A 19140-nucleotide genomic window follows, 5' to 3' on the forward strand; every position below is an offset into this window, starting at 1 on the left:
GGCTGCAGGTGCTCACCTCTCAAAATAAAATTCAATTCTTGAAATCATTTGAGTATACATAAGAGATAACAACATATATAACAATTCTTCTATTTCTGCAAGAGTAAAATATCTTATTTTATCAAAAAATATACATAACCTAACGTTTAGATTTTATAGCTTATTCCTAATATTATAATCAATAGATATCTCTATTAATCCAAATTAGTCACTATTAGTTGAAGCCTTGAAAATTATTATACTTTTTAAGGATTTTGTTAAAAAAGAAAAACCTATTGATTGCATCTATATTAACAAAATCTTATTTTATTAAATAATTATTGGAGATTTTATATGACTAAACCATATGTCATTAAATTAACTATTCCTTTTGAGCGTATTAAACTTTATAATCCTGTACCCGATATCGCTCTTAGAAGTGCTATTATTATGCAGGCAATAATAGATACGGACTAATACTTCTACCAAGAAAGAAGCAATCAAAGCAGAATATAACGCTAAAAAGTGGCTTTTTGAAAATAATGAAGATTTTAATTCTACTTGTTTAGAAATCGGCATTGAGCCTAATTATGTAAGAAAGACTGTTAAAAAACTAATTAAATCAAATAAAATAAAGATAAGCATCCTAAACTCTACGGCTAAAGTTTAAATTAATTTGTAATAAAACTTGAAATTACTCTAAATATAAATTAATTGTATAGGTGTTACTTAGTAACGCCTATATATTAATTATTTCAGATTATAAAGGTTATTTATGATTATTTCAGTTTCAGCTCAACATATTTCGATCGGTAATAGCTTACAAGAATATTCCAAAGAGAGGGCTACGCAAGTCGTTAAAAAATATTTTACCGATATAATAAATATAGATATACATTTTTCAAAAGAGGGAATTAACTTTAAATGTGATATTATAGTAAAATATGGCTCAGGTAAACATAATATAGTCAAAAGTAATGATAGTTGTAACGATATATATGTAGCTTTTGATAAAGCTATGTCAAAACTAGAAAAACAGCTTAGAAAATATAAATCAAAATTCAAAAATCATCATGCGGGTAAAGTAAAAATATCAGAAATTGCTTACGAAGGTACTAAATATATTATTAATCCGCAATCTGATAGTGAAACCTCTAACTCCGAAGATAATGATAATCCGGCAATTATCGCTGAAAAGCCTGTAGAAATATTAAAATTATCAGTAAAAGAAGCGGTAATGAAAATGGATTTAGAAGATTTACCTGCGGTAGTATTTAAAAATATCAATAATGATCGTATCAATATAGTTTATTATCGTAAAGACGGTAATATTTCTTGGGTAGATTATAATTAATGCTCATTATCCCTTATAAAGGAGTTACGCCAAGAATCGATAAAAGTGTATATATTGCCGAAAGCAGCTCTTTAATAGGAGATGTTGAAATAGGTAGTAATTCAAGCATTTGGTTTAATACAGTTCTTAGAGGCGACGTTGAATCAATAAAAATAGGAAATAATACCAACGTACAAGACGGTAGTGTAATTCATACTTCAAGATTTAACGGACCGGTAGAAATAGGCGATAATATAACTATCGGTCATCTCTCTCTTATTCATGCCTGCACAATACATAATAATGCATTTATCGGTATGCGTACTACAATAATGGATTATGCAGTAATAGAAGAATATGCTTTTATTGCTGCAGGAAGTCTTATCCCGCCAAAGAAGATAATTAAATCTAAGGAATTATGGATGGGATCCCCTGCAAAATTCGTTAGATATTTAACCGATCAAGATTTAGAATATATGCAAGATAACGTAAGAAATTATGTAAAACTTGCTAATGTTTATAAGATTCGATGTCATCCCGTGGCTTGACCACGGGATCCAAACAACAACTTATAATACTAATAATTTTAGTATTGTTAACTGAATTCCGCGATCAAGTCGGTCTTGTTGCATGGATTGATGTCATTCCTAGCTCAGCATTATTATGTGGATCGGTTTCATCATCTGAGCTATGGAAAAACTGTAAGTTTTGATGAAGCAAGAAAGAAAAAAAATGTTAATTTAACATTTTTTTTCTTTTTTCTGGATTGCCACGCAATCAAAGATTGCTCGCAATGACTATTTATAGAGTCATAGAATCTTTAAATGCTTTTACTGTATTTTTAAGTAAAAACGCAATAGTCATCGGTCCGATGCCGCCTGGGACGGGAGTAATATATTTTACTTTAGGCTCAACATTTTCAAAATCAACATCACCAATAATTTTATTACCGTTAATTCTATTGATCCCTACATCAATTACTATAGATTCAGGATTAAAGTATTCAGAAGTTAGTTTTAAAGATGATCCAATAGCTGCAACAACTATATCGGCTTTAGAAGTAATAGAGCTTAAGTTTCGTGATTTAGAATGGCAAATAGTAACACTGCAATTTTCTTTTAACAGTAAAGCACTTAAAGGTTTACCTACTATATTTGAGCGTCCAATAATTACAGCGTTTTTACCGGTTAAATTAGGTTCGTATTTTTTTATAACTGCAAGACAACCAAGAGCAGTGCAGGGTATAAAGCCTTGACTGATCCCGCTATGTAAATAACCAACATTTAAAGGGTGAAAACCATCGATATCTTTAGAGGGTGATACTGCCGATAAAATTTTATTTTTATCTATAGAGCTTGGCAAAGGAAGTTGAACTATAATTCCCGAAATCTCGTTATCAAGGTTTAACTCATTGATTTTCGATATTAAATCATCTGTATGAATAGTAGTAGATAGATTTACTAATAAAATATCAATTCCTATTTTATGTGCATTTTTTATTTTATTTTTTACATAAATAATACTTGCCGGATTATCGCCTACTAATACTATAGCAAGCTTCGGTGAAGCATCGGTTTGGCTTTTAAGTTCTTGAATTTCTAGCTTTAAATCTGCTAGTATCTCATTTGCTAACGCTTTACCGTCAATTATATTATTCACTATATTTTTATCCTTTTTCAGTTGTCATCCCGCGACTTGATCGCGGGATCCAGTTAAAAATACTAACATTGTTAGTATTTTTAATTGTTTTTATGGATACCATGGTCAAGCCACGGTATGACACCGAGTGCTTTTTTTGTTCCACGCAACAATACTTTCGCAGAAATGACATAGAGTACTATGATTTTTACCTTAACTTCTTTTCCCCATATTTAGTGGTAGAATACTCAAAATGTAAAACCTTGCCGTCAAATACTCTACTATAAGCATGATGAAGGCTACTTGCCGCTTCAGCAAAACCGGTAAGGATCAGTTTAAGTTTACCGGCATAATGAGCAATATCGCCAATGGCGTAAATACCTTCTATGTTAGTTTGATAATAGGAATTGTCTACTTCAATATGGTGAAGCTTAACATTTAACCCCCAATTTGCTAAGCTACCTAGATCTTGTTTTAAACCAAAAAACGGTAGTAATATATTGGCATCTAATTTGCGAGTATTATTTTGTAGATCTTTAACTATAACTGATTGAAGTTCACTATCATTGCCCTCTAAAGCATTTAACTGATAACCGATTACTAGCTCGATTTTACCGGTTTCTGCAATATGTCTTAATTGCCTTACACTTTCAGGGGCAGCCGTAAATTTATCCCGCCTATGTACTAAATATATTTTATTTGCAATCTCCGAAAGAAAAATAGCCCAGTCGACGGCCGAATCACCGCCGCCTGCTATAACTATATTTTTACCCGCAAATTTATTTTTATCATTGATGAAATAAAAAACCGACTTGCTTTCAAAATCTTCAATATTTGCAAGAGGCGGTTTGTTCGGACCGAATGAACCTGCTCCTGCTGCAATAATAATAACTTTGCTTTTAATAAGAGTGTGTTTTGAGGTTTTAATTTCAAAAAAATCATCTTGTTTATTTAGCTCTATAGCTTGCTGATTTAAGTGATATACAGGGTTAAAAGGAGCTGCTTGAAGCTCTAACTGTTTTATTAGCTTTTCTGCTGCAATTTTAGGATAAGCCGGTATATCGTAAATAGGCTTTTCAGGATATAGGGTAATACACTGACCACCGACAACTTCTTGTGCATCAATAACGTGACATTTCATGCCAAGCATTCCCGCCTGAAAAACTGCAAATAATCCAACCGGACCGGCACCTATTATTACAATATCGGTATTATACATTATTTTTTATATTTAAATTTTAAAAAGGATTTTATTGGATATTGAGGAAATAATCAATTGTTATTGTTAAATAGATATTGATTTAATATGTCCTAACTTAGCCCAATTAAGAATTTTTTGATCTCTAGTAAGTATGGTAGCTCCAAGACATTTTGCTGTTGCTACAATAATTCTATCAGCTGGGTCACCATGAAAACCATCCATAAGAGCAATGCTTTCAGCAGCAATCTCCGGAGAAATATCTTTAATAGATAATCCGTTGATATTTGTTATAGAGTTTAGAAAGTCCTTTATAGGTTCATAAATATTAATACGCTTTTTAAAGTTAAGCATAGCTATTTCCCATAATGAAATAGAACTTAGGAATAATTGCGAATTTTCTTGAACTAAATTGATTTTGTGTTTTATTTGTTCTGATAATTCTTCAGGTTGTAATAATGACCACAATAAAACATGGGTATCTAGTACTAAGCCATTATTAATGTTCTGCATTCCATTTTTCTTCTATTGGATCTAATATATCCGCTTTTATCTCGGCTTTGTTTTTTAGCATACCGAATATTGAGGTCTTTTTAGTATTTATAGGTAATATTTGTGCTACTTCCCTATCTCTTTTGGTAATTATAATAGATTCCTTATCTGTTTGTAATTTTTCTATTATTTCAAGACAATGAGACTTAAATTGACTGATTGCTATTCTAATAGCCATTTTTATACTCTAAAAAAATAATAAGTATTATTATATTATAATAGTCAAATAAAATAGTCAATTATATTTGAAAAAAGATTTTATTAAATAATCAATTGTTATTTTCATAAAAATGACATATTATAAGAAATGGTAATATTAATATAATGATTATAAGGTAGAATATGGAAAGAGTAATAACGAGTATGGATGCACACGGTAGAATGCTTATACCGTCATCAATTAGAGAAAAGTTTAATATGCATCCAGGCGAAAAAATTACTATAGAAATTGATGATAACGAAATTAAAATTGTTAATGCAGAACATACAATTGACGAAATGCACAAAATTTTTACAAAAAATCAGACTAATAAAAAAAAGTCCGTAGTAGATGATTTTATTACTCGAAAACATCAGGAATATTTAATTGAAGAATCAAGAAGTAAAAAGAATGTCTAAAATAGTATTGGATGCATCAGCACTAATTGCTTTATTTGCAAAAGAAAACGGATATCAATTGATTAAAAAATATATGAAAGACGGAGTAATTTCAAGCGTGAATATTGCTGAGATTTATAAATATTGCATTGAAATACAAGGTTTAGCAGAAGAAGATGCAAAAACTCTTATTAAATTATCAGATATCAAAATTATAGATTTTTGCCATGAGCAAGCATTAATTAGTGCAAATGTTATTCATAAAACTAAGACTTACGGCTTATCGCTTGGAGATAGAGCATGCATTGCACTTGCTATGCTTAAAAATTACCCGATTCTTACTTGTGATAGAATTTGGCAAAAACTAGACTTAAATATTCAATTTATTATAGCAAGATAACACATTCTACCGGCTGAATTAACATTCATTTGAGTATACAATGTATAAAAAAACCAAAACAAATTCTATGGGAAAAATATCATAAATTCATATTAAATATAACGATTTAATATAAAAGAGGGAATTGTTTCTGTTGATAAAAGCTATTATGCGACAAGACCGATTACCGGAGGTCTTGCCTTGATTAAAGTAAATAGTTTAAAAATATCGGAGTTTATAATAATAATCTATTAGCGGGTTATACTGATGATAAAGGTAAAATGCTTGTACCTAACATAACACCGTATGTTCCTTCTGAAATAAGACTAGACGATGAAAATCTACCTCTTAATACCGAGTTTGAGGATATTTCTTTGAAAGTTGCTCCAAAAACAAAATTAGCAGTATTATTAATCAATATTATTATATCAGGAAATGCTGTGGCGTTACTTGCAACATGTAATATATCAGTTCCAACTGTAAGTTTTGGTAGTTTTGCTGTTTCTTCCGTTAGAACCACTTCTGTTAATGCTATGGTTACGTGCAGCGGCTTATTATCTCTGCTTGTTAGCTATACCGTAACTTTTAGTACAGGTGCTGCTAATATTTATAACCCAAGCAATATGATTAATGGGGTACGTAAGCTGCATTATAATTTATACAAAGATGCAGGTTTTACTCAAATACTCGAACACTAGTAGTACTGTAACATTTACCGATAGCTATTTATTAGGGCTTGGACCGGTAACAAGAAACTACACGGTCTATGCACGCCTGCCGTCACAACCTCTTGCCGCTGCTGGTACGTTTCAAGACACTATTACTGCAACCGTAACCCAGCCATAGCTATATAATAAAAAAATCTTTGAAATCAAGATTCTTCAGCCTAGATATCTGTGTTCTAACTTTATTGCTTGCATAGATTGATTTACAGGGTGCTGGACATTGCTGTCCGGTATTATGAAGTTGTATTTTTATTATAATATCAAAAACAATTTAAGTTTTATATTACATAATTAATAATTATAATAATGTTATTACTATAACTATATTTAGTTATTTTGTAGTTACTTAATATTTTTAACTTAAATAAAGGTCGAAGTTATGAAAAATGAAGAACAACAAAATCAACCAGCTCCAAAACATGGTCGAATAATATTCCCTCTTTACACAATGGGAAAAGTTTGTGTAGATAAGAAGCTAATAGATGAAGAGTGGAAACTTAACGGATTTGAAACAGGGAAAGGGAGTGATGAGCGTTTTGGGGATGATGTCGCAGGGGAACCGCTACCACTAGATGGGCATATTCTTAATGGTGGGCGTATAGATGATACAGATTGGGTAAAATGCTACTAATGAAGAAATAAGAGCGGAATTAAAAGATCCAACGTTTAACTGGATAAACTTTGCTATACCATTAGAGGGTGAGAAAAAACTTACAATAGAATGGGATTATACTGCGTCACATAAAACTCGCGGTTATATTAGTGCAAATGACAAAGGCAGAGTTTACCTTTGAAAATAGACTGAAACACGACGATTTAGAAGAAATTTATAGTGAACTTTCTGATACATTCCCTTACTGGGATCATACATTAGCTCCTTCTAAAACGATTGAAGTAACTTTTCCAGACAGAGATCCAGGATATTATGTTGTAGAAGTTGATTGAATAGTAGCCGACACACCACGTAAATTTGTTTCATCGTTTATTGTTGAATATAAGGATGAGGTTTTATACCAATAGATCTTAATACAAATGATGGAGAATGCCTTTAACGTTATTCCCGCGTAGATACGGTCTTATTACATGGATCGGTTTTCCTTCTGTTGCGCTGTGACTTGATCACGTGATCCAGCTTAAGATACTAAAATTATTAGTATTGTAAGTTGTTTTTTTGGATACCGTGGCTTAGAGCCACGGTATGACATTTTTGCTATTTTCCGAGCCATGCAACAATACCTGACCGCAGGCATCCAGTACTTTAAAGCTTTTTAAATAGTTTTGATATCCACTTTTATCTAGTATGATATCGATCCTTAAACTGATGCCTACGCGGGAATGCAACCTGGATCCACGCAACGATGCCTTACTTCCGCAGGGTAAGAGACTGCTTGTGCCTTAAGAAAGCATAATATTTGTAAAAACTATTCTATATAGTAATCAAGGATGATTTGTGTCAAGTCAAAAATCTAAAAAAAAATAAATATTTATATTGAATAAATTATTATTCTCGTGTCTACTTAGGTGAAGATTCTATACACTGAATATGGTGTCATTTTTTCAAAATAAGCATTATAAATAACGCCTACAACCCCATTAGTACCTATAATGAACACGCTTAAAAAAAACAAATTTCAAATAACTATAAACAACAACCATAACAATTTACTTACTCCTTTCGGTAAAGCTATTCTGCGAGATCGATATCTTATGAAAGGTGAGGATTTTCAAGATTTATTTGCAAGAGTTTCTAGTTATTATGCCGAAAATAAACAGCATGCTCAGAAGTTATATGAATATATGAGTAAAATGTGGTTTATGCCGGCAACACCGATCTTAAGTAACGGTGGAACGGATAGGGGGCTTCCTATTTCATGCTTCTTGAATGAGACCGATGATAGCTTAGACGATATAGTAAATTTATGGACAGAAAATGTTTGGCTGGCTTCGAGAGGAGGGGGGATTGGTAGCTATTGGGGTAATGTTCGGTCTATAAACGAAGAAATTCATAATAAGGGTCACTCTTCGGGAATCATACCGTTTATTAAAGTAATGGATTCTATGACTCTTGCTATTTCGCAAGGTTCCATTAGGCGAGGTTCATCAGCTGTATATTTACCTATTAATCACCCTGAAATTGAAGAGTTTATCGATATAAGACGTCCAACAGGGGGGGATATAAATAGAAAATCTCTCAATATTCATCACGGTATAGCTATTACCGATGAATTTATGAAAGCCGTTGAAAACAATACGGATTTTGACCTTATTAGTCCTGCTACCAAAAAAGTTGTAAATAAAGTTAGAGCAAGAGATTTATGGGTTAAGTTATTAACTACTAGAATAGAAACGGGTGAGCCTTACTTATTATTTATCGATAGTGTTAATAAATCCATACCTGAGCATCATAAAAAATTAGGGCTTCAAGTTAAAATGTCCAATCTTTGTAGCGAAATTACATTGCCGACGGGAATTGATCATTTAGGAAAGTCAAGAACTGCTGTTTGCTGCCTTTCTTCTTTAAATTTAGAGTATTATGAAGAGTGGAAAGATGATAAAGAATTTATCCATTCTATTATGTTGTTCCTTGATAATGTTTTAGAAGACTTTATTAATAAAGCACCGGATACTATGGCAAGAGCTAAATATTCGGCTTTGCGTGAGCGAAGCGTTGGACTTGGCGTAATGGGATTCCACTCATTTTTGCAAATGAAAAAAGTACCGATAGAATCGGTTATGGCAAAAGTTTGGAATAAAAAAATATTTGAATATATATCTGCTGAAGCCGATAAAGCCTCAATAGAAATCGGTAAAGAAAAAGGAGCATGTCCTGATGCTTTAGATGCAGGAAGTAATGAACGATTTAGCAATAAAACCGCAATAGCACCTACCGCTTCAATTTCGGTAATAGCAGGTAATGCCTCACCTGGAATAGAGCCGTTTGCCGCTAATAGCTTTGTACAAAAGACTTTAACCGGTTCTTTTAACGTGCGTAACAAACATTTAGAAAAGTTATTAGAAGAGACAGGATTTAATAATGATCAAGTTTGGTCTTCGATTGCAACACATGAAGGCTCAGTGCAACATTTAACATTTTTATCCGAAGAAGAAAAACAGGTTTTCAAAACCGCTTACGAAATTGATCAGAATTGGCTAATTGAACTGGCAAGCGATCGTACTCCTTACATTACGCAAGCACAATCTTTAAACATCTTTTTACCGGGTAATGTTAGTAAGAAATATTTAAATAATATTCATTTTAAAGCCTGGAAAAAAGGAGTAAAAAGTTTATATTACTGTAGATCGACATCAATACAGCGAGCTGATAAGGTCTCGCATGACGTATTAAAAGCCGATTTTAAAGATTTAGAGAAACAAAATGACAAGCTAGCAGAAGCGGGTAACTATGAGGAATGCTTAGCTTGTCAGTAAGTATAATACAACTGTGCAAAGATATTTAGACCCAACAAATGATATAGCATTTAAAAAATTGTTTACGGATAAAACAAGGTTACTAAGCTTTCTTAATAATATTATGAGGTTACCTGAAGAGTTAAGGATTATCGGCCTTGAATATATTTCAAACGAACAAGTACCGGATTTAGGGCAGAATAAAAGGAGTATAGTAGACGTAAAAGTTAGAGATAACTCCGGTAGTATTTATATTGTTGAGATGCAAAACGGCTATGCCGATGCTTTTTTAGCAAGAGTACAATTTTACGGTTATATAGCGTTTTCTTCGCAATTAAAAAGAGGAAAAGAATATGCTGATCTAGCTCCTGTAGTAATGGTAGTAATTACTTCTGGATTTCAGGCATTACCCGAGGAAAAAGAATGTATTAGCTGTCATCAAACTATTAATGTCAGCAACGGTAAGCATCAACTTAAATGCTTGTCTTACGTATTTGCTGAATTAGACAAATTTACCAAAGAAGCAGATGAGTTAGAAAGTTTAGAAGATGATTGGTTATATATGATGGCTAAATTCGATAGAGCAAAAGAACCCCCGAAATATATAAAAGATGAAATAGTATTATCAGCCTATAACACTATTGAACAATTTAACTGGAGTGAAGCAGAATACGATAATTATATTAAAGCGATGCTTGCTGCTCAAACGGAAGAGTTAAATCAAAAAAGTAAGTATAATGAGGGAAAAGCTGATAGGAAAGTTGAGGATATTGAAATTGGGAAAACTAGAAAAAATATTGAAATAGCAAAAGAAATGTTAGCGGATAATGAGCCGATAGAGAAAATAATTAAATATGCTAAGCTTTCAAAAGAAGAAATAGAAAAATTAAAAGAATAAAAATAAAAGAAAAATTATGTCACTACTTGATGCAAGTCCAATTTATAAACCATTTTCATATCCATGGGCATATGAAGCTTGGCACACTCAACAAAAAATTCATTGGTTACCGGAAGAAATACCACTTGCCGACGATGTTAAAGATTGGAAATATAACTTAATTCCAGGGGAAAAACATCTATTAACGCAAATATTTCGTTTTTTTACACAGGCAGATATTGAAGTGAATAATTGCTATATGAAGCATTATTCACAAGTATTTAAACCGACTGAAGTATTAATGATGTTATCGGCATTTTCTAATATGGAAACGGTACATATTGCAGCATATTCGTATTTACTTGATACGGTAGGTATGCCGGAAGTAGAATATTCAGCATTTCTTAAATATAAGGAAATGAAAGACAAGTATGATTATATGCAGCAATTCGGAGTGGATACCAAAGAAGATATAGCAACTACACTAGCAGTATTTGGAGCTTTTACTGAAGGATTACAGCTATTTGCTTCTTTTGCGATCATGCTTAATTTTCCTCGTTTTAATAAAATGAAAGGTATGGGTCAGATTATTGCTTGGTCAGTGCGCGATGAAACACTTCATACTAACTCAATTATTACTCTGTTTAAGACTTTTGTAAGAGAAAACCCTGAAGTTTGGACGGAAACTTTACGTAAACGTATTTATGAAGCTTGTACGACTATTGTGCATTTTGAAGATGCCTTTATTGAACTTGCTTTTGAAGTCGGCGGTATTGAGGGGTTAACGGCATATGAAGTAAGACAATATATTCGTTATATTGCCGACCGTCGTTTAATGCAGCTAGGACTCAAAGATGTATATTTGGTAAATCATAACCCGCTTCCTTGGCTTGATGAAATGCTAAACGGAGTTGAGCATACGAACTTTTTTGAAAATAGAGCAACTGAATATTCAAAAGCAGCGACTACCGGTTCATGGGAAGAAGTATTCACTGAGATGGATACTAAAAGTGGAGGCTAAATAATATACTCAGATAGAACTTGAAAAATTGGCAGCAATATCTTTGTAAGACCTCAGATGCTGAACGTGTTGTGTCGAAGTATACTACTCTTCATTTTACTTCGAATTATACATATTAATAACAAGAATAAAAAAAATTAAAAATACTAATCTTTATTTTTAAAAATTTTTTAAAATAGATTTAGAATATTTAAAAATTTCAAGTAATTTTATGGCTGTTACAAATAATAAAAACTATCAAAAAGTTATAGGAAACGTTTTATCTTCTTCTAAAGCTAATAAAGTACTAAAGAGTGTAATTAAGGACTTATCGTCTTCAAAGAGTATAAGCTTAAGAACGATATTACTCGGAGCAAGGTTTGTTTTAACTAATCCTGTAAATACTTATAATCTTGTTAAGCTTGCTAAATCCTCTAATATATATCTTGATCCGGAATTTCAAAAATCACTTCTTGAAAAATCTCCAATATGGGAATTTTTAAAAAAACATTCAGATGATTTGCCTAAAATAGGTCAAATCTTAGCAAAAGCAGGCTTTAGGGAATTTCAAGATAAGAGTGCTTTAGATCAAAAGGGACTCGAAATACTAAAAGAATGTTTTAAAAATGAAAAAGTACTTAAAAAACTTCAAGAAATTGCAGTTGAAGTAAAGCAAGAGCTACCGGACTGGAATAAAGTGGCTTCTAGAAGTTTGGATATGCTGGTTACCGATAAAAACTTCAAAAAATTCTTTAACGAAAAGAGCGAAGATATTACGCATTACATACGTACCGGAGCAACTGCAATACTTCCAAGCGATTATATAAAAACTTTTGATAATATATTACAAAAACCTCAAAGTAAGGATATATATGCAAAAGTTATAAAAATATTTAATGAATATCCTGATTTTAAACAAGAACTAGCTGAAAATATAAATAATACTAATTCTCTAAAAAGATTTAACAAACTATCTCCTGAAAAACAAATAATTATTGAAAGTTTCTTAGCAGAAGCAAAAGAACAAGCTAAACCTTTCTTAAAAGAATATTTTGAAAGCTACAAAATTGATCTTAAAATTTTAGATATTATTCCTACTTTATTAAATAAAATTCCTGAGACAAAAGAGATTTTTGATACTCTTAATGCTCCAAATCAAGGTGTAATGATATCTCTTGAGCAATCCTTAGAAATGGTAGCGGGTGATGATAAATTAAAAAGTTTTTTTGCTAATAATAAAACAATCTTACCAAATATTGCTTTAGGTATTATTGAAAATACTCCTAGCGTACAAAGCATAATAAAAGAATATAATTTTGATAAACAAATGCTTAGTATAGTAGGCGAAGTTATGTCAAAACCGGAAATTGCTCATGAGATTATTGCAGACTTAAATAAAGGCGATTATATGAGTTTAACCGGTAATATAATCTCTGCCCTTAATGATCCTTCATTTAAATTAAAAGATATATTAGTAGAACAAAGTAAAGAAGGTCTATTTGATAATTTAATTACAGGAGTTTTAGAACAAGATGAAAAAAATAGCCAAACTATAAAACAACAACTTATAAATTATGGTCTGGAAGCGAGTGATGTTACAAAGCTAACTAGCATAATGCCTATATTACTTGATAAACCTGAATCATTAAAAACGGTTTTTCGAGATTTTATTAAAGGTGATTATACGGGAATGGCAAAAGAGTTAATAGCTTTAACTAAAGACAATCCTGAAATTAAAGAATATTTAAACAATAATAGAGAAGTATTTACAAGTATTTTAGATAAAACTTTAGTGGACATACCCGGTATAAATAACCTTGATAAGAAAGAATTATATAATGTACTTCCATCAATGTTAAACCATCCTGATGAATTAGTTAAAGTTATAGAGGAAGTTGAAAAAAGTAATTATCGTGGGGCCGCTAGTGCTATATATAATCTAGCTCAAAAAACAAATTATTTTGAAGGGCAATTGCCGAATATTATCAAAGCAGGTTTTAGCTATGCTACTGAAAAAGTAAAAGACGTATTTAGTCCATCACAAGATTTTAAAGATAAAACTATAGATGAAATTACTCTTAGAAATAATTTAAATAAAATACAAAATGGAAAATTCAACTTAGAGGGAGCTATATTAGTAGGTAATTTATCTAATATCGACTTCTCAGGCGTATCATTAAAAAATGCAGATTTAACTAAAGTAACCTCTTTAAAAGATTGTAATTTTAAAAATACTAATTTAGCAGATGCTAAATTACCTGATAATTTAATGCTACTTACTGATACTTACAATCTTGATAAAGCTATCCCTCCTTTAGTACCTGAACTAATTAAAGAACAACAAGCAAAATTAATTGATAAGGCAATTGATAAAGTATTTATACAAATACAAGCTGAAGGAAAAAGAAATTTACTTAGTAAAAAAGAATTTGTGCAACAAGTACAAATATTATATGAAGAAAATCAAACGGTTAAAGACTATATTATAGAAAAACTAAATTCACTACCTATGAATATGGTTACTAATCTAGCTACTCCTAAAACAAACCAATATAAACATATTACAAATCATATAAATTCTCCATTACAAATATTGAACCCTTTATATGAAAATATTGCAAATAAACAAGATATTAAGAGTAACTTATTGGCAAATATTTTAAGTGAACAAATATCACAAAAACTTTTTGATAAAGGTGATAATAGAGGTAAAGATTTTTACATGATTAATCAGATGCTAAAACCTATCGTTTCTGAATATTCTAAAGAAAATCCCGATAATATAAATAATTTTTTAGAGCCGAAAAATCTAGAAAAGTTAGCAAGTAATATTGCCTCTACTTTAAATTCTAAATCTAAATATACTTGGGCAGGCACTATTACCGGTGGAATTTATTTACCAAAAGAAATCTTCAATGAACAGTTAAAAGATAACTTTAAAAATGAGTTTGAAAATATTAATAAATTAAATGTTTTAAAAGAAGCACAAAGTATCGTCTCAAATTTAAATAGTAAGATTAATATTGTAGGATCTAAGACAAATGCACTTTCCATTACTCCTATTTCCAATAATAAAAAGAAAGAAGAAATACATAGATAAACGCATTAATTAGTAAAAAAATTTCTTAATATTTGGGTAAATTCTTCTTGGTTAACATATTCCAATGTGATTTTATCTTGTATCTGATTTTTAAACCAAGTAACTTGTCTTTTAGCATACCTACGGGTCCTAATCATAGCAGCGTTTAAAGCCTCATCTAAAGTAAAATTGCCATCTAAATAAGCTAAAATTTCTTTTATCCCTACTGCTTTTAAATTTGAATAATCTTTAGGAGCAAATTGCTTTTTTATTAAAGCTATTTCATCAATTGCCCCTTCTTTAAATATCATATCTAAACGCTCATCACATGTTTTATATAAAAATTTTCGCTCAGGGTTTAAGAAAATAATTTTGAAATTAAAATCAGATAAGATTTGTTCTTTTGGCATAGTTTGAAAGGAAAAAATAGATTTACTGGTTTGCATGAATACTTCATAAGCTCTAATTAAACGCTGAGTATCATTTTGGTTTATTTTAAAAGCAGCAAGCGGGTCAAGCTGCTCTAATTTACTCCATAATTCTATATTGCCTATTTTAGCATGTAAGTTTCTTACTTGTTCTCGTAAATCTTCTGATATATCAGGAATATTATTATAGCCAAAAACTAAAGAATTGATATATAAACCCGTTCCACCTATTAATATAGGTAGTTTACCCCTGCCGGTTATTTCTTTTATTTTTTTTGTAGCAAGTTTTAGATATTTTACTACCGAAAAATCTTCCGTAATAGATAAAAAATTATATAAGTGATAAGGTACAGCGTCATTCAGAAAACTTGATACAAGTGAATTTTGCAGGATTCGCCTGTGCTCACGTATTTTTATATGCTGTGCAGGTTCGCCTTTAAATTCATCTTGTCTGAAGCTTTCTGAATTTAGCTGTATTTTTGTGTTATAAATTTGAGGCGGAGAAGCGGTAATAATAGGAATTTCCTTATAAACCTGCATTGAGTCGATGTTTACTATTTCCCCATTATATATTTTAGCCAGTGCATGCCCTAAATAAGACTTCCCACTAGCAGTTGGACCGCATAATATAATTATTTCTTTCTTTATCACTTATTTAAACTATTTCATGTATTCGGTGTCATACCATGGCTTGACCTTATGTTGTACGAACATTCAGTATGTCATTCTATAGTACCGGACAGTTTTTTGTTCTATGTTATTCCCGCATGGCATTGTTGCGTGGACCGGTTTTTCCGTCATTGCGAGAAGAATTATTCAGTAATTCGACGAAGCAATCCAGTTAAAAATTCTAATTTACAGAATTTTTTATTATTTTTCTGGATTGCCACGCGGTCTTCGACCGCTCGCAATGACGGGCTGGGTATCCATGCAACAATGCGTTCCTACTTTCGCAGTAATGACATCGTACAATTAAACGATTTCATCAGTATTAGTATTTCCTAAAGTTTCAGTACTATCAACTTTGTAGTTAACAGTATTATCTACCGGTCCACTAAATGTTATTACGCCTAGTTTGTCGTCATAAATAATAGCTGGACCACTAAATAAGCCTGTGTCACTGTAGTCAAGAACTAAACTATTTATACCGTGAGATGCTGCTACATCACTGTTAAGTTTAAAAAACAAAAGGATTATTAGTAGGCTCAAGGTCTTCCTTTTTTATTACTAATTGGGCTGTCTTATTGATGACGATAGTATTTAATGTATTTGCATCTGTTGCCATTATTGTAACTAATTTAGTATCAACAGGTAATGTATCGATTAGGTCTGATGGGACTTTTAACATATTATTTTTCCTTATATTAATTTAATGTGAAAAGAATATATAAAATAATATTTAAAAACTCAATAGATAAACTAATTTTTTAATAATTAATTAATAACATATTTTTCAAGATATTTATTAATTATAGTTATTATTTCCTCTAGACCATTCTTACTAGCTGATTCAGCCCTTGCAACTATAATAGATTCGGTATTAGAGCTACGCAGCAACCACCATCCATGTTCAGTATTTACCCGTACACCGTCTATATCATTAAACTCTATTTTCTCTTCTAATAATTTTTCTTTAATCTCTTTAATAATTTGTAATTTTAACTCTGAAGAAACAAATATTTTAATTTCCGGTGTACTATAGCTTTTCGGTAAATCTTCTATTATCTCATCTAGAGTTTTACTTGAGCTGCTAAGTAAATCTAAAAATCTAAGAGCTGCATAGATTGCATCATCGAAGCCAAAATATTTATCGGCAAAGAATATATGTCCGCTCATTTCACCGGCAAGTAAAGCTTTTGTCTCAAGCATTTTGCTTTTAATAAATGGATGACCTGTTCGCCATATTATAGGATTTCCGCCAAATGACTTAATTCTATCAATTATAAATTGGCTGGCTTTTACATCGACTATTATAGTAGCATTCGGGTTTTCCTTTAAAATATCCTCAGCAAATATACATAAAATTTGATCACCAAATAATATCTTCCCGCTTGAGCTTACAATGCCTAAGCGATCACCGTCACCGTCGAAAGCTATACCAAGATCACAATTTTGTTCTTTAACTAATTTAATTAGCTCTTGTAAGTTAGCAGGATTCGTAGGATCAGGATGATGGCTTGGAAAATTCCCGTCAATTTTACTATTTATGATTATGTTTTCATTAGTTAAACTGCTTTTTAATTCTTCAATAATATTGCCTGTTGCTCCATTACCGCAATCCCAAGTTACTTTTAATTTGGGGCTAATACTTATTCCGTCTAAAATACGCTTTAGGTATTTATGCTCTATATTATGTCTATACTCTATGTCATTCCCGCTAGGTATTATTGTCATCCCGCGGCTTGACCGCGGGATCCAGTCTTGTTTATTTTTTTTTTGGATACCGTGGTCAAGCCACGGTATGGCATTAATCTTTGCTAGTAAATCCTGGATTTGAGGACCGAAAAAAGATTTACCATTTTGTAGTATTTTAAAGCCGTTATCATCACGAGGATTGTGTGATCCCGTGACCATAATACTACCGGCAGGCATAAATTCTTTATCGGCAAAATATAAAACCGGCGTTGGAACTATGCCAATATTTATGATTTTAGCTCCTGCATCAGTTAATCCTAGTTCTAAAGCTTTACAAAGGGTAGGGGAGCTAAGGCGACTGTCTAAACCGATACAGATTTTATCGTTATCTTTCGTTATAGTCATCCCGGCAAAACAAAAGCCGATTTTATAAGCTACTTCTTCTGTTAAATTCTTAAGGCTATTGCCTCTTATATCATAAGCCCTAAAAATTTCTTTGTTAATTTGCATATTGTAAATATTAATATATTGTCATTATGAAGAGGTATTGTGTTGCGTAGACCGGTTTTTTCATCATTGCGAGGAAAAACTGTAAGTTTTGACAAAGCAATCCAGTAAAAAATTCTGACTTACAGAATTTTTTTATTATTTTTTTTGGATTGCCACGCAGCCTATGGCTGCTCGCAATGACGACTCAGTATCTACGCAACAATGCCATACAGGAATGACATTGGAATCTAGAAATTAAAGCTCTCACCTAAATACACTTCTTTAACTTTCTTGCTGTTTGCTATTTCCTTAGCACTTCCTTCTAATAATACTTTACCTTCAAAAATAACATAAGCATGGTCGACTATATCTAGAGTATCACGTACGTTATGGTCGGTAATTAATATACCTATATTGAACTTACGTAAATAAGTAATTAGATTTTTGATATCGGAAATAGCAAGCGGATCAATACCGGCAAGCGGTTCATCAAGCATGATAAATTTAGGCTCTATTGCAAGTGAACGTGCGATCTCAAGCCTACGTCTTTCACCGCCTGATAAACTAGAGGCAGAAAGATATTTTAAATGCACTATTGAAAACTTCTCTAACAAATTATGGGTTTTTTGTTCAATTACTTCTTTATCATTTTCAGATATCTCAACTACAGCTTTAATATTATCCTCAACCGATAACCCACGAAATATTGAAGGTTCTTGAAGAAGATAGCCGATTCCAAGCCTTGCTCGTAAATAAATAGGCAAGTTGGTAATATTTATATCATTTAAAAGTAATTGCCCTGAGTCCGGTTTCATTAAACCGATAATAATATTAAAGCAAGTTGTTTTACCAGCTCCGTTCGGACCGAATAAACCGACTATTTCCCCTTGTTTTATATTAAGAGATATATCAGTTAATATATTCCTTTTTTTGTAGGATTTTGATATATTTTTAACTTGTAAGCTGTCCATCTTTTTTATTTGTTAAGATTTTGTTGCGTGGATTAATTTTCAACGTCATTGCAGGAAAATTACATAAGTAATTGACGAAGCAATCCAGTTTAAAAATACTAATCTTTAGCATTTTTTTAATTATTTTTTGGA

Annotated in this window: 21 protein-coding genes and 1 pseudogene; 13 read left to right on the forward strand and 9 right to left on the reverse strand. The window is 31.5% G+C overall.

The annotated features are described in order from the left end of the window. Positions 1 to 333: 333 nt before the first annotated feature. The 3 genes and pseudogenes from AB1146_RS06485 to AB1146_RS06495 all read left to right on the forward strand — a co-directional run bounded on the left by AB1146_RS06485 (position 334) and on the right by AB1146_RS06495 (position 1860). Positions 334 to 642, forward strand: a pseudogene (locus AB1146_RS06485) (hypothetical protein). Positions 643 to 754: 112 nt separating this feature from the next. Further along, positions 755 to 1333 (forward strand): ribosome hibernation-promoting factor, HPF/YfiA family, encoded by a 579-nt coding sequence (hpf, locus tag AB1146_RS06490; RefSeq protein WP_010423082.1) that lies wholly within the window; start codon positions 755 to 757, stop codon positions 1331 to 1333. Then, complete coding sequence (locus AB1146_RS06495; protein WP_010423080.1) at positions 1333 to 1860, forward strand: gamma carbonic anhydrase family protein; 528 nt, start codon at positions 1333 to 1335, stop codon at positions 1858 to 1860. The genes hpf and AB1146_RS06495 overlap by 1 nt, the downstream gene beginning before the upstream one ends. A 253-nt stretch (positions 1861 to 2113) precedes the next feature. Here the strand turns inward: AB1146_RS06495 and folD are convergent, their stop codons facing one another. The 4 genes from folD to AB1146_RS06515 all read right to left on the reverse strand — a co-directional run bounded on the left by folD (position 2114) and on the right by AB1146_RS06515 (position 4878). Continuing rightward, positions 2114 to 2971: a bifunctional methylenetetrahydrofolate dehydrogenase/methenyltetrahydrofolate cyclohydrolase FolD gene (gene folD, locus AB1146_RS06500; protein ID WP_010423077.1), complete on the reverse strand. Its 858-nt coding sequence runs from the start codon at positions 2969 to 2971 to the stop codon at positions 2114 to 2116. A gap of 187 nt (positions 2972 to 3158) precedes the next feature. Next, entirely contained in the window at positions 3159 to 4169 is a 1011-nt protein-coding gene (locus tag AB1146_RS06505; protein WP_010423075.1) for an NAD(P)/FAD-dependent oxidoreductase, read from the reverse strand. 66 nt (positions 4170 to 4235) lie between these two features. Then, positions 4236 to 4661: a type II toxin-antitoxin system VapC family toxin gene (locus AB1146_RS06510; RefSeq protein WP_010423073.1), complete on the reverse strand. Its 426-nt coding sequence runs from the start codon at positions 4659 to 4661 to the stop codon at positions 4236 to 4238. Continuing rightward, a complete protein-coding gene (locus AB1146_RS06515; protein ID WP_010423071.1) occupies positions 4648 to 4878 on the reverse strand; it encodes a type II toxin-antitoxin system Phd/YefM family antitoxin in 231 nt (76 codons plus the stop codon). The genes AB1146_RS06510 and AB1146_RS06515 overlap by 14 nt, the downstream gene beginning before the upstream one ends. Positions 4879 to 5042: 164 nt before the next feature. Between AB1146_RS06515 and AB1146_RS06520 the strand changes: the two genes are divergently transcribed. The 10 genes from AB1146_RS06520 to AB1146_RS06560 all read left to right on the forward strand — a co-directional run bounded on the left by AB1146_RS06520 (position 5043) and on the right by AB1146_RS06560 (position 14786). After that, entirely contained in the window at positions 5043 to 5318 is a 276-nt protein-coding gene (locus AB1146_RS06520) for an AbrB/MazE/SpoVT family DNA-binding domain-containing protein (protein WP_232203614.1), read from the forward strand. Beyond that, the gene (locus AB1146_RS06525; protein WP_010423059.1) at positions 5311 to 5697 is read left to right on the forward strand and encodes a type II toxin-antitoxin system VapC family toxin; all 387 of its coding nucleotides are present in this window, start codon (positions 5311 to 5313) and stop codon (positions 5695 to 5697) included. The genes AB1146_RS06520 and AB1146_RS06525 overlap by 8 nt, the downstream gene beginning before the upstream one ends. A 260-nt stretch (positions 5698 to 5957) precedes the next feature. After that, on the forward strand, positions 5958 to 6374 hold the full coding sequence (locus AB1146_RS08625; RefSeq protein ID WP_010423056.1) for a spore coat protein U domain-containing protein: 417 nt from the start codon (positions 5958 to 5960) through the stop codon (positions 6372 to 6374). After that, positions 6343 to 6522, forward strand: coding sequence for a spore coat protein U domain-containing protein (locus AB1146_RS08630; RefSeq protein ID WP_410525662.1), 180 nt, complete (start codon positions 6343 to 6345; stop codon positions 6520 to 6522). Before AB1146_RS08625 ends, AB1146_RS08630 begins: the two co-directional genes overlap by 32 nt. 258 nt (positions 6523 to 6780) lie before the next feature. Next, positions 6781 to 7032 carry a hypothetical protein gene (locus AB1146_RS06535; RefSeq protein ID WP_010423054.1) on the forward strand — a complete coding sequence of 84 codons (252 nt, stop codon included), beginning with the start codon at positions 6781 to 6783 and terminating at the stop codon, positions 7030 to 7032. Positions 7033 to 7169: 137 nt separating this feature from the next. Beyond that, positions 7170 to 7346, forward strand: coding sequence for a hypothetical protein (locus AB1146_RS06540; protein WP_010423051.1), 177 nt, complete (start codon positions 7170 to 7172; stop codon positions 7344 to 7346). Between the two features lie 660 nt (positions 7347 to 8006). Further along, on the forward strand, positions 8007 to 9830 hold the full coding sequence (locus AB1146_RS06545; protein ID WP_010423048.1) for a ribonucleoside-diphosphate reductase subunit alpha: 1824 nt from the start codon (positions 8007 to 8009) through the stop codon (positions 9828 to 9830). A 13-nt stretch (positions 9831 to 9843) separates the two neighbouring features. Then, positions 9844 to 10707, forward strand: coding sequence for an Rpn family recombination-promoting nuclease/putative transposase (locus AB1146_RS06550; protein ID WP_010423046.1), 864 nt, complete (start codon positions 9844 to 9846; stop codon positions 10705 to 10707). A gap of 16 nt (positions 10708 to 10723) precedes the next feature. Beyond that, on the forward strand, positions 10724 to 11707 hold the full coding sequence (locus tag AB1146_RS06555) for a ribonucleotide-diphosphate reductase subunit beta (RefSeq protein WP_010423043.1): 984 nt from the start codon (positions 10724 to 10726) through the stop codon (positions 11705 to 11707). Positions 11708 to 11918: 211 nt separating this feature from the next. Next, positions 11919 to 14786 (forward strand): pentapeptide repeat-containing protein, encoded by a 2868-nt coding sequence (locus AB1146_RS06560; protein ID WP_010423041.1) that lies wholly within the window; start codon positions 11919 to 11921, stop codon positions 14784 to 14786. Positions 14787 to 14791: 5 nt separating this feature from the next. Here AB1146_RS06560 and miaA read toward each other — a convergent pair whose 3' ends face one another. The 5 genes from miaA to lptB form a co-directional block, all read right to left on the reverse strand. Then, complete coding sequence (miaA, locus tag AB1146_RS06565) at positions 14792 to 15844, reverse strand: tRNA (adenosine(37)-N6)-dimethylallyltransferase MiaA (RefSeq protein WP_010423038.1); 1053 nt, start codon at positions 15842 to 15844, stop codon at positions 14792 to 14794. A gap of 321 nt (positions 15845 to 16165) precedes the next feature. Continuing rightward, positions 16166 to 16402, reverse strand: a complete 237-nt coding sequence (locus AB1146_RS06570) for a hypothetical protein (RefSeq protein ID WP_232203613.1) — start codon at positions 16400 to 16402, stop codon at positions 16166 to 16168. After that, on the reverse strand, positions 16371 to 16541 hold the full coding sequence (locus AB1146_RS06575; RefSeq protein ID WP_010423032.1) for a hypothetical protein: 171 nt from the start codon (positions 16539 to 16541) through the stop codon (positions 16371 to 16373). The genes AB1146_RS06570 and AB1146_RS06575 overlap by 32 nt, the downstream gene beginning before the upstream one ends. 86 nt (positions 16542 to 16627) lie before the next feature. Beyond that, on the reverse strand, positions 16628 to 18058 hold the full coding sequence (locus tag AB1146_RS06580; RefSeq protein ID WP_410526280.1) for a phosphomannomutase/phosphoglucomutase: 1431 nt from the start codon (positions 18056 to 18058) through the stop codon (positions 16628 to 16630). 227 nt (positions 18059 to 18285) lie between these two features. Further along, complete coding sequence (gene lptB / locus AB1146_RS06595; protein ID WP_010423022.1) at positions 18286 to 19008, reverse strand: LPS export ABC transporter ATP-binding protein; 723 nt, start codon at positions 19006 to 19008, stop codon at positions 18286 to 18288. Positions 19009 to 19140: the final 132 nt, after the last annotated feature.

The sequence above is a fragment of the Rickettsia helvetica genome (assembly GCF_963970025.1).
Lineage (GTDB): Bacteria > Pseudomonadota > Alphaproteobacteria > Rickettsiales > Rickettsiaceae > Rickettsia > Rickettsia helvetica.

Bases quoted from the DNA above. Each gene is read 5' to 3' on its own strand.
- hpf (WP_010423082.1), top strand. From the start codon at position 755: ATGATTATTTCAGTTTCAGCTCAACATATTTCGATCGGTAATAGCTTA.
- AB1146_RS06495 (WP_010423080.1), top strand. From the start codon at position 1,333: ATGCTCATTATCCCTTATAAAGGAGTTACGCCAAGAATCGATAAAAGT.
- AB1146_RS06505 (WP_010423075.1), bottom strand. From the start codon at position 4,169: ATGTATAATACCGATATTGTAATAATAGGTGCCGGTCCGGTTGGATTA.
- AB1146_RS06510 (WP_010423073.1), bottom strand. From the start codon at position 4,661: ATGCAGAACATTAATAATGGCTTAGTACTAGATACCCATGTTTTATTG.
- AB1146_RS06515 (WP_010423071.1), bottom strand. From the start codon at position 4,878: ATGGCTATTAGAATAGCAATCAGTCAATTTAAGTCTCATTGTCTTGAA.
- AB1146_RS06520 (WP_232203614.1), top strand. From the start codon at position 5,043: ATGGAAAGAGTAATAACGAGTATGGATGCACACGGTAGAATGCTTATA.
- AB1146_RS06525 (WP_010423059.1), top strand. From the start codon at position 5,311: ATGTCTAAAATAGTATTGGATGCATCAGCACTAATTGCTTTATTTGCA.
- AB1146_RS08625 (WP_010423056.1), top strand. From the start codon at position 5,958: ATGCTTGTACCTAACATAACACCGTATGTTCCTTCTGAAATAAGACTA.
- AB1146_RS08630 (WP_410525662.1), top strand. From the start codon at position 6,343: ATGCAGGTTTTACTCAAATACTCGAACACTAGTAGTACTGTAACATTT.
- AB1146_RS06535 (WP_010423054.1), top strand. From the start codon at position 6,781: ATGAAAAATGAAGAACAACAAAATCAACCAGCTCCAAAACATGGTCGA.
- AB1146_RS06540 (WP_010423051.1), top strand. From the start codon at position 7,170: ATGACAAAGGCAGAGTTTACCTTTGAAAATAGACTGAAACACGACGAT.
- AB1146_RS06545 (WP_010423048.1), top strand. From the start codon at position 8,007: ATGAACACGCTTAAAAAAAACAAATTTCAAATAACTATAAACAACAAC.
- AB1146_RS06555 (WP_010423043.1), top strand. From the start codon at position 10,724: ATGTCACTACTTGATGCAAGTCCAATTTATAAACCATTTTCATATCCA.
- AB1146_RS06560 (WP_010423041.1), top strand. From the start codon at position 11,919: ATGGCTGTTACAAATAATAAAAACTATCAAAAAGTTATAGGAAACGTT.
- AB1146_RS06575 (WP_010423032.1), bottom strand. From the start codon at position 16,541: ATGTTAAAAGTCCCATCAGACCTAATCGATACATTACCTGTTGATACT.
- AB1146_RS06580 (WP_410526280.1), bottom strand. From the start codon at position 18,058: ATGCAAATTAACAAAGAAATTTTTAGGGCTTATGATATAAGAGGCAAT.
- lptB (WP_010423022.1), bottom strand. From the start codon at position 19,008: ATGGACAGCTTACAAGTTAAAAATATATCAAAATCCTACAAAAAAAGG.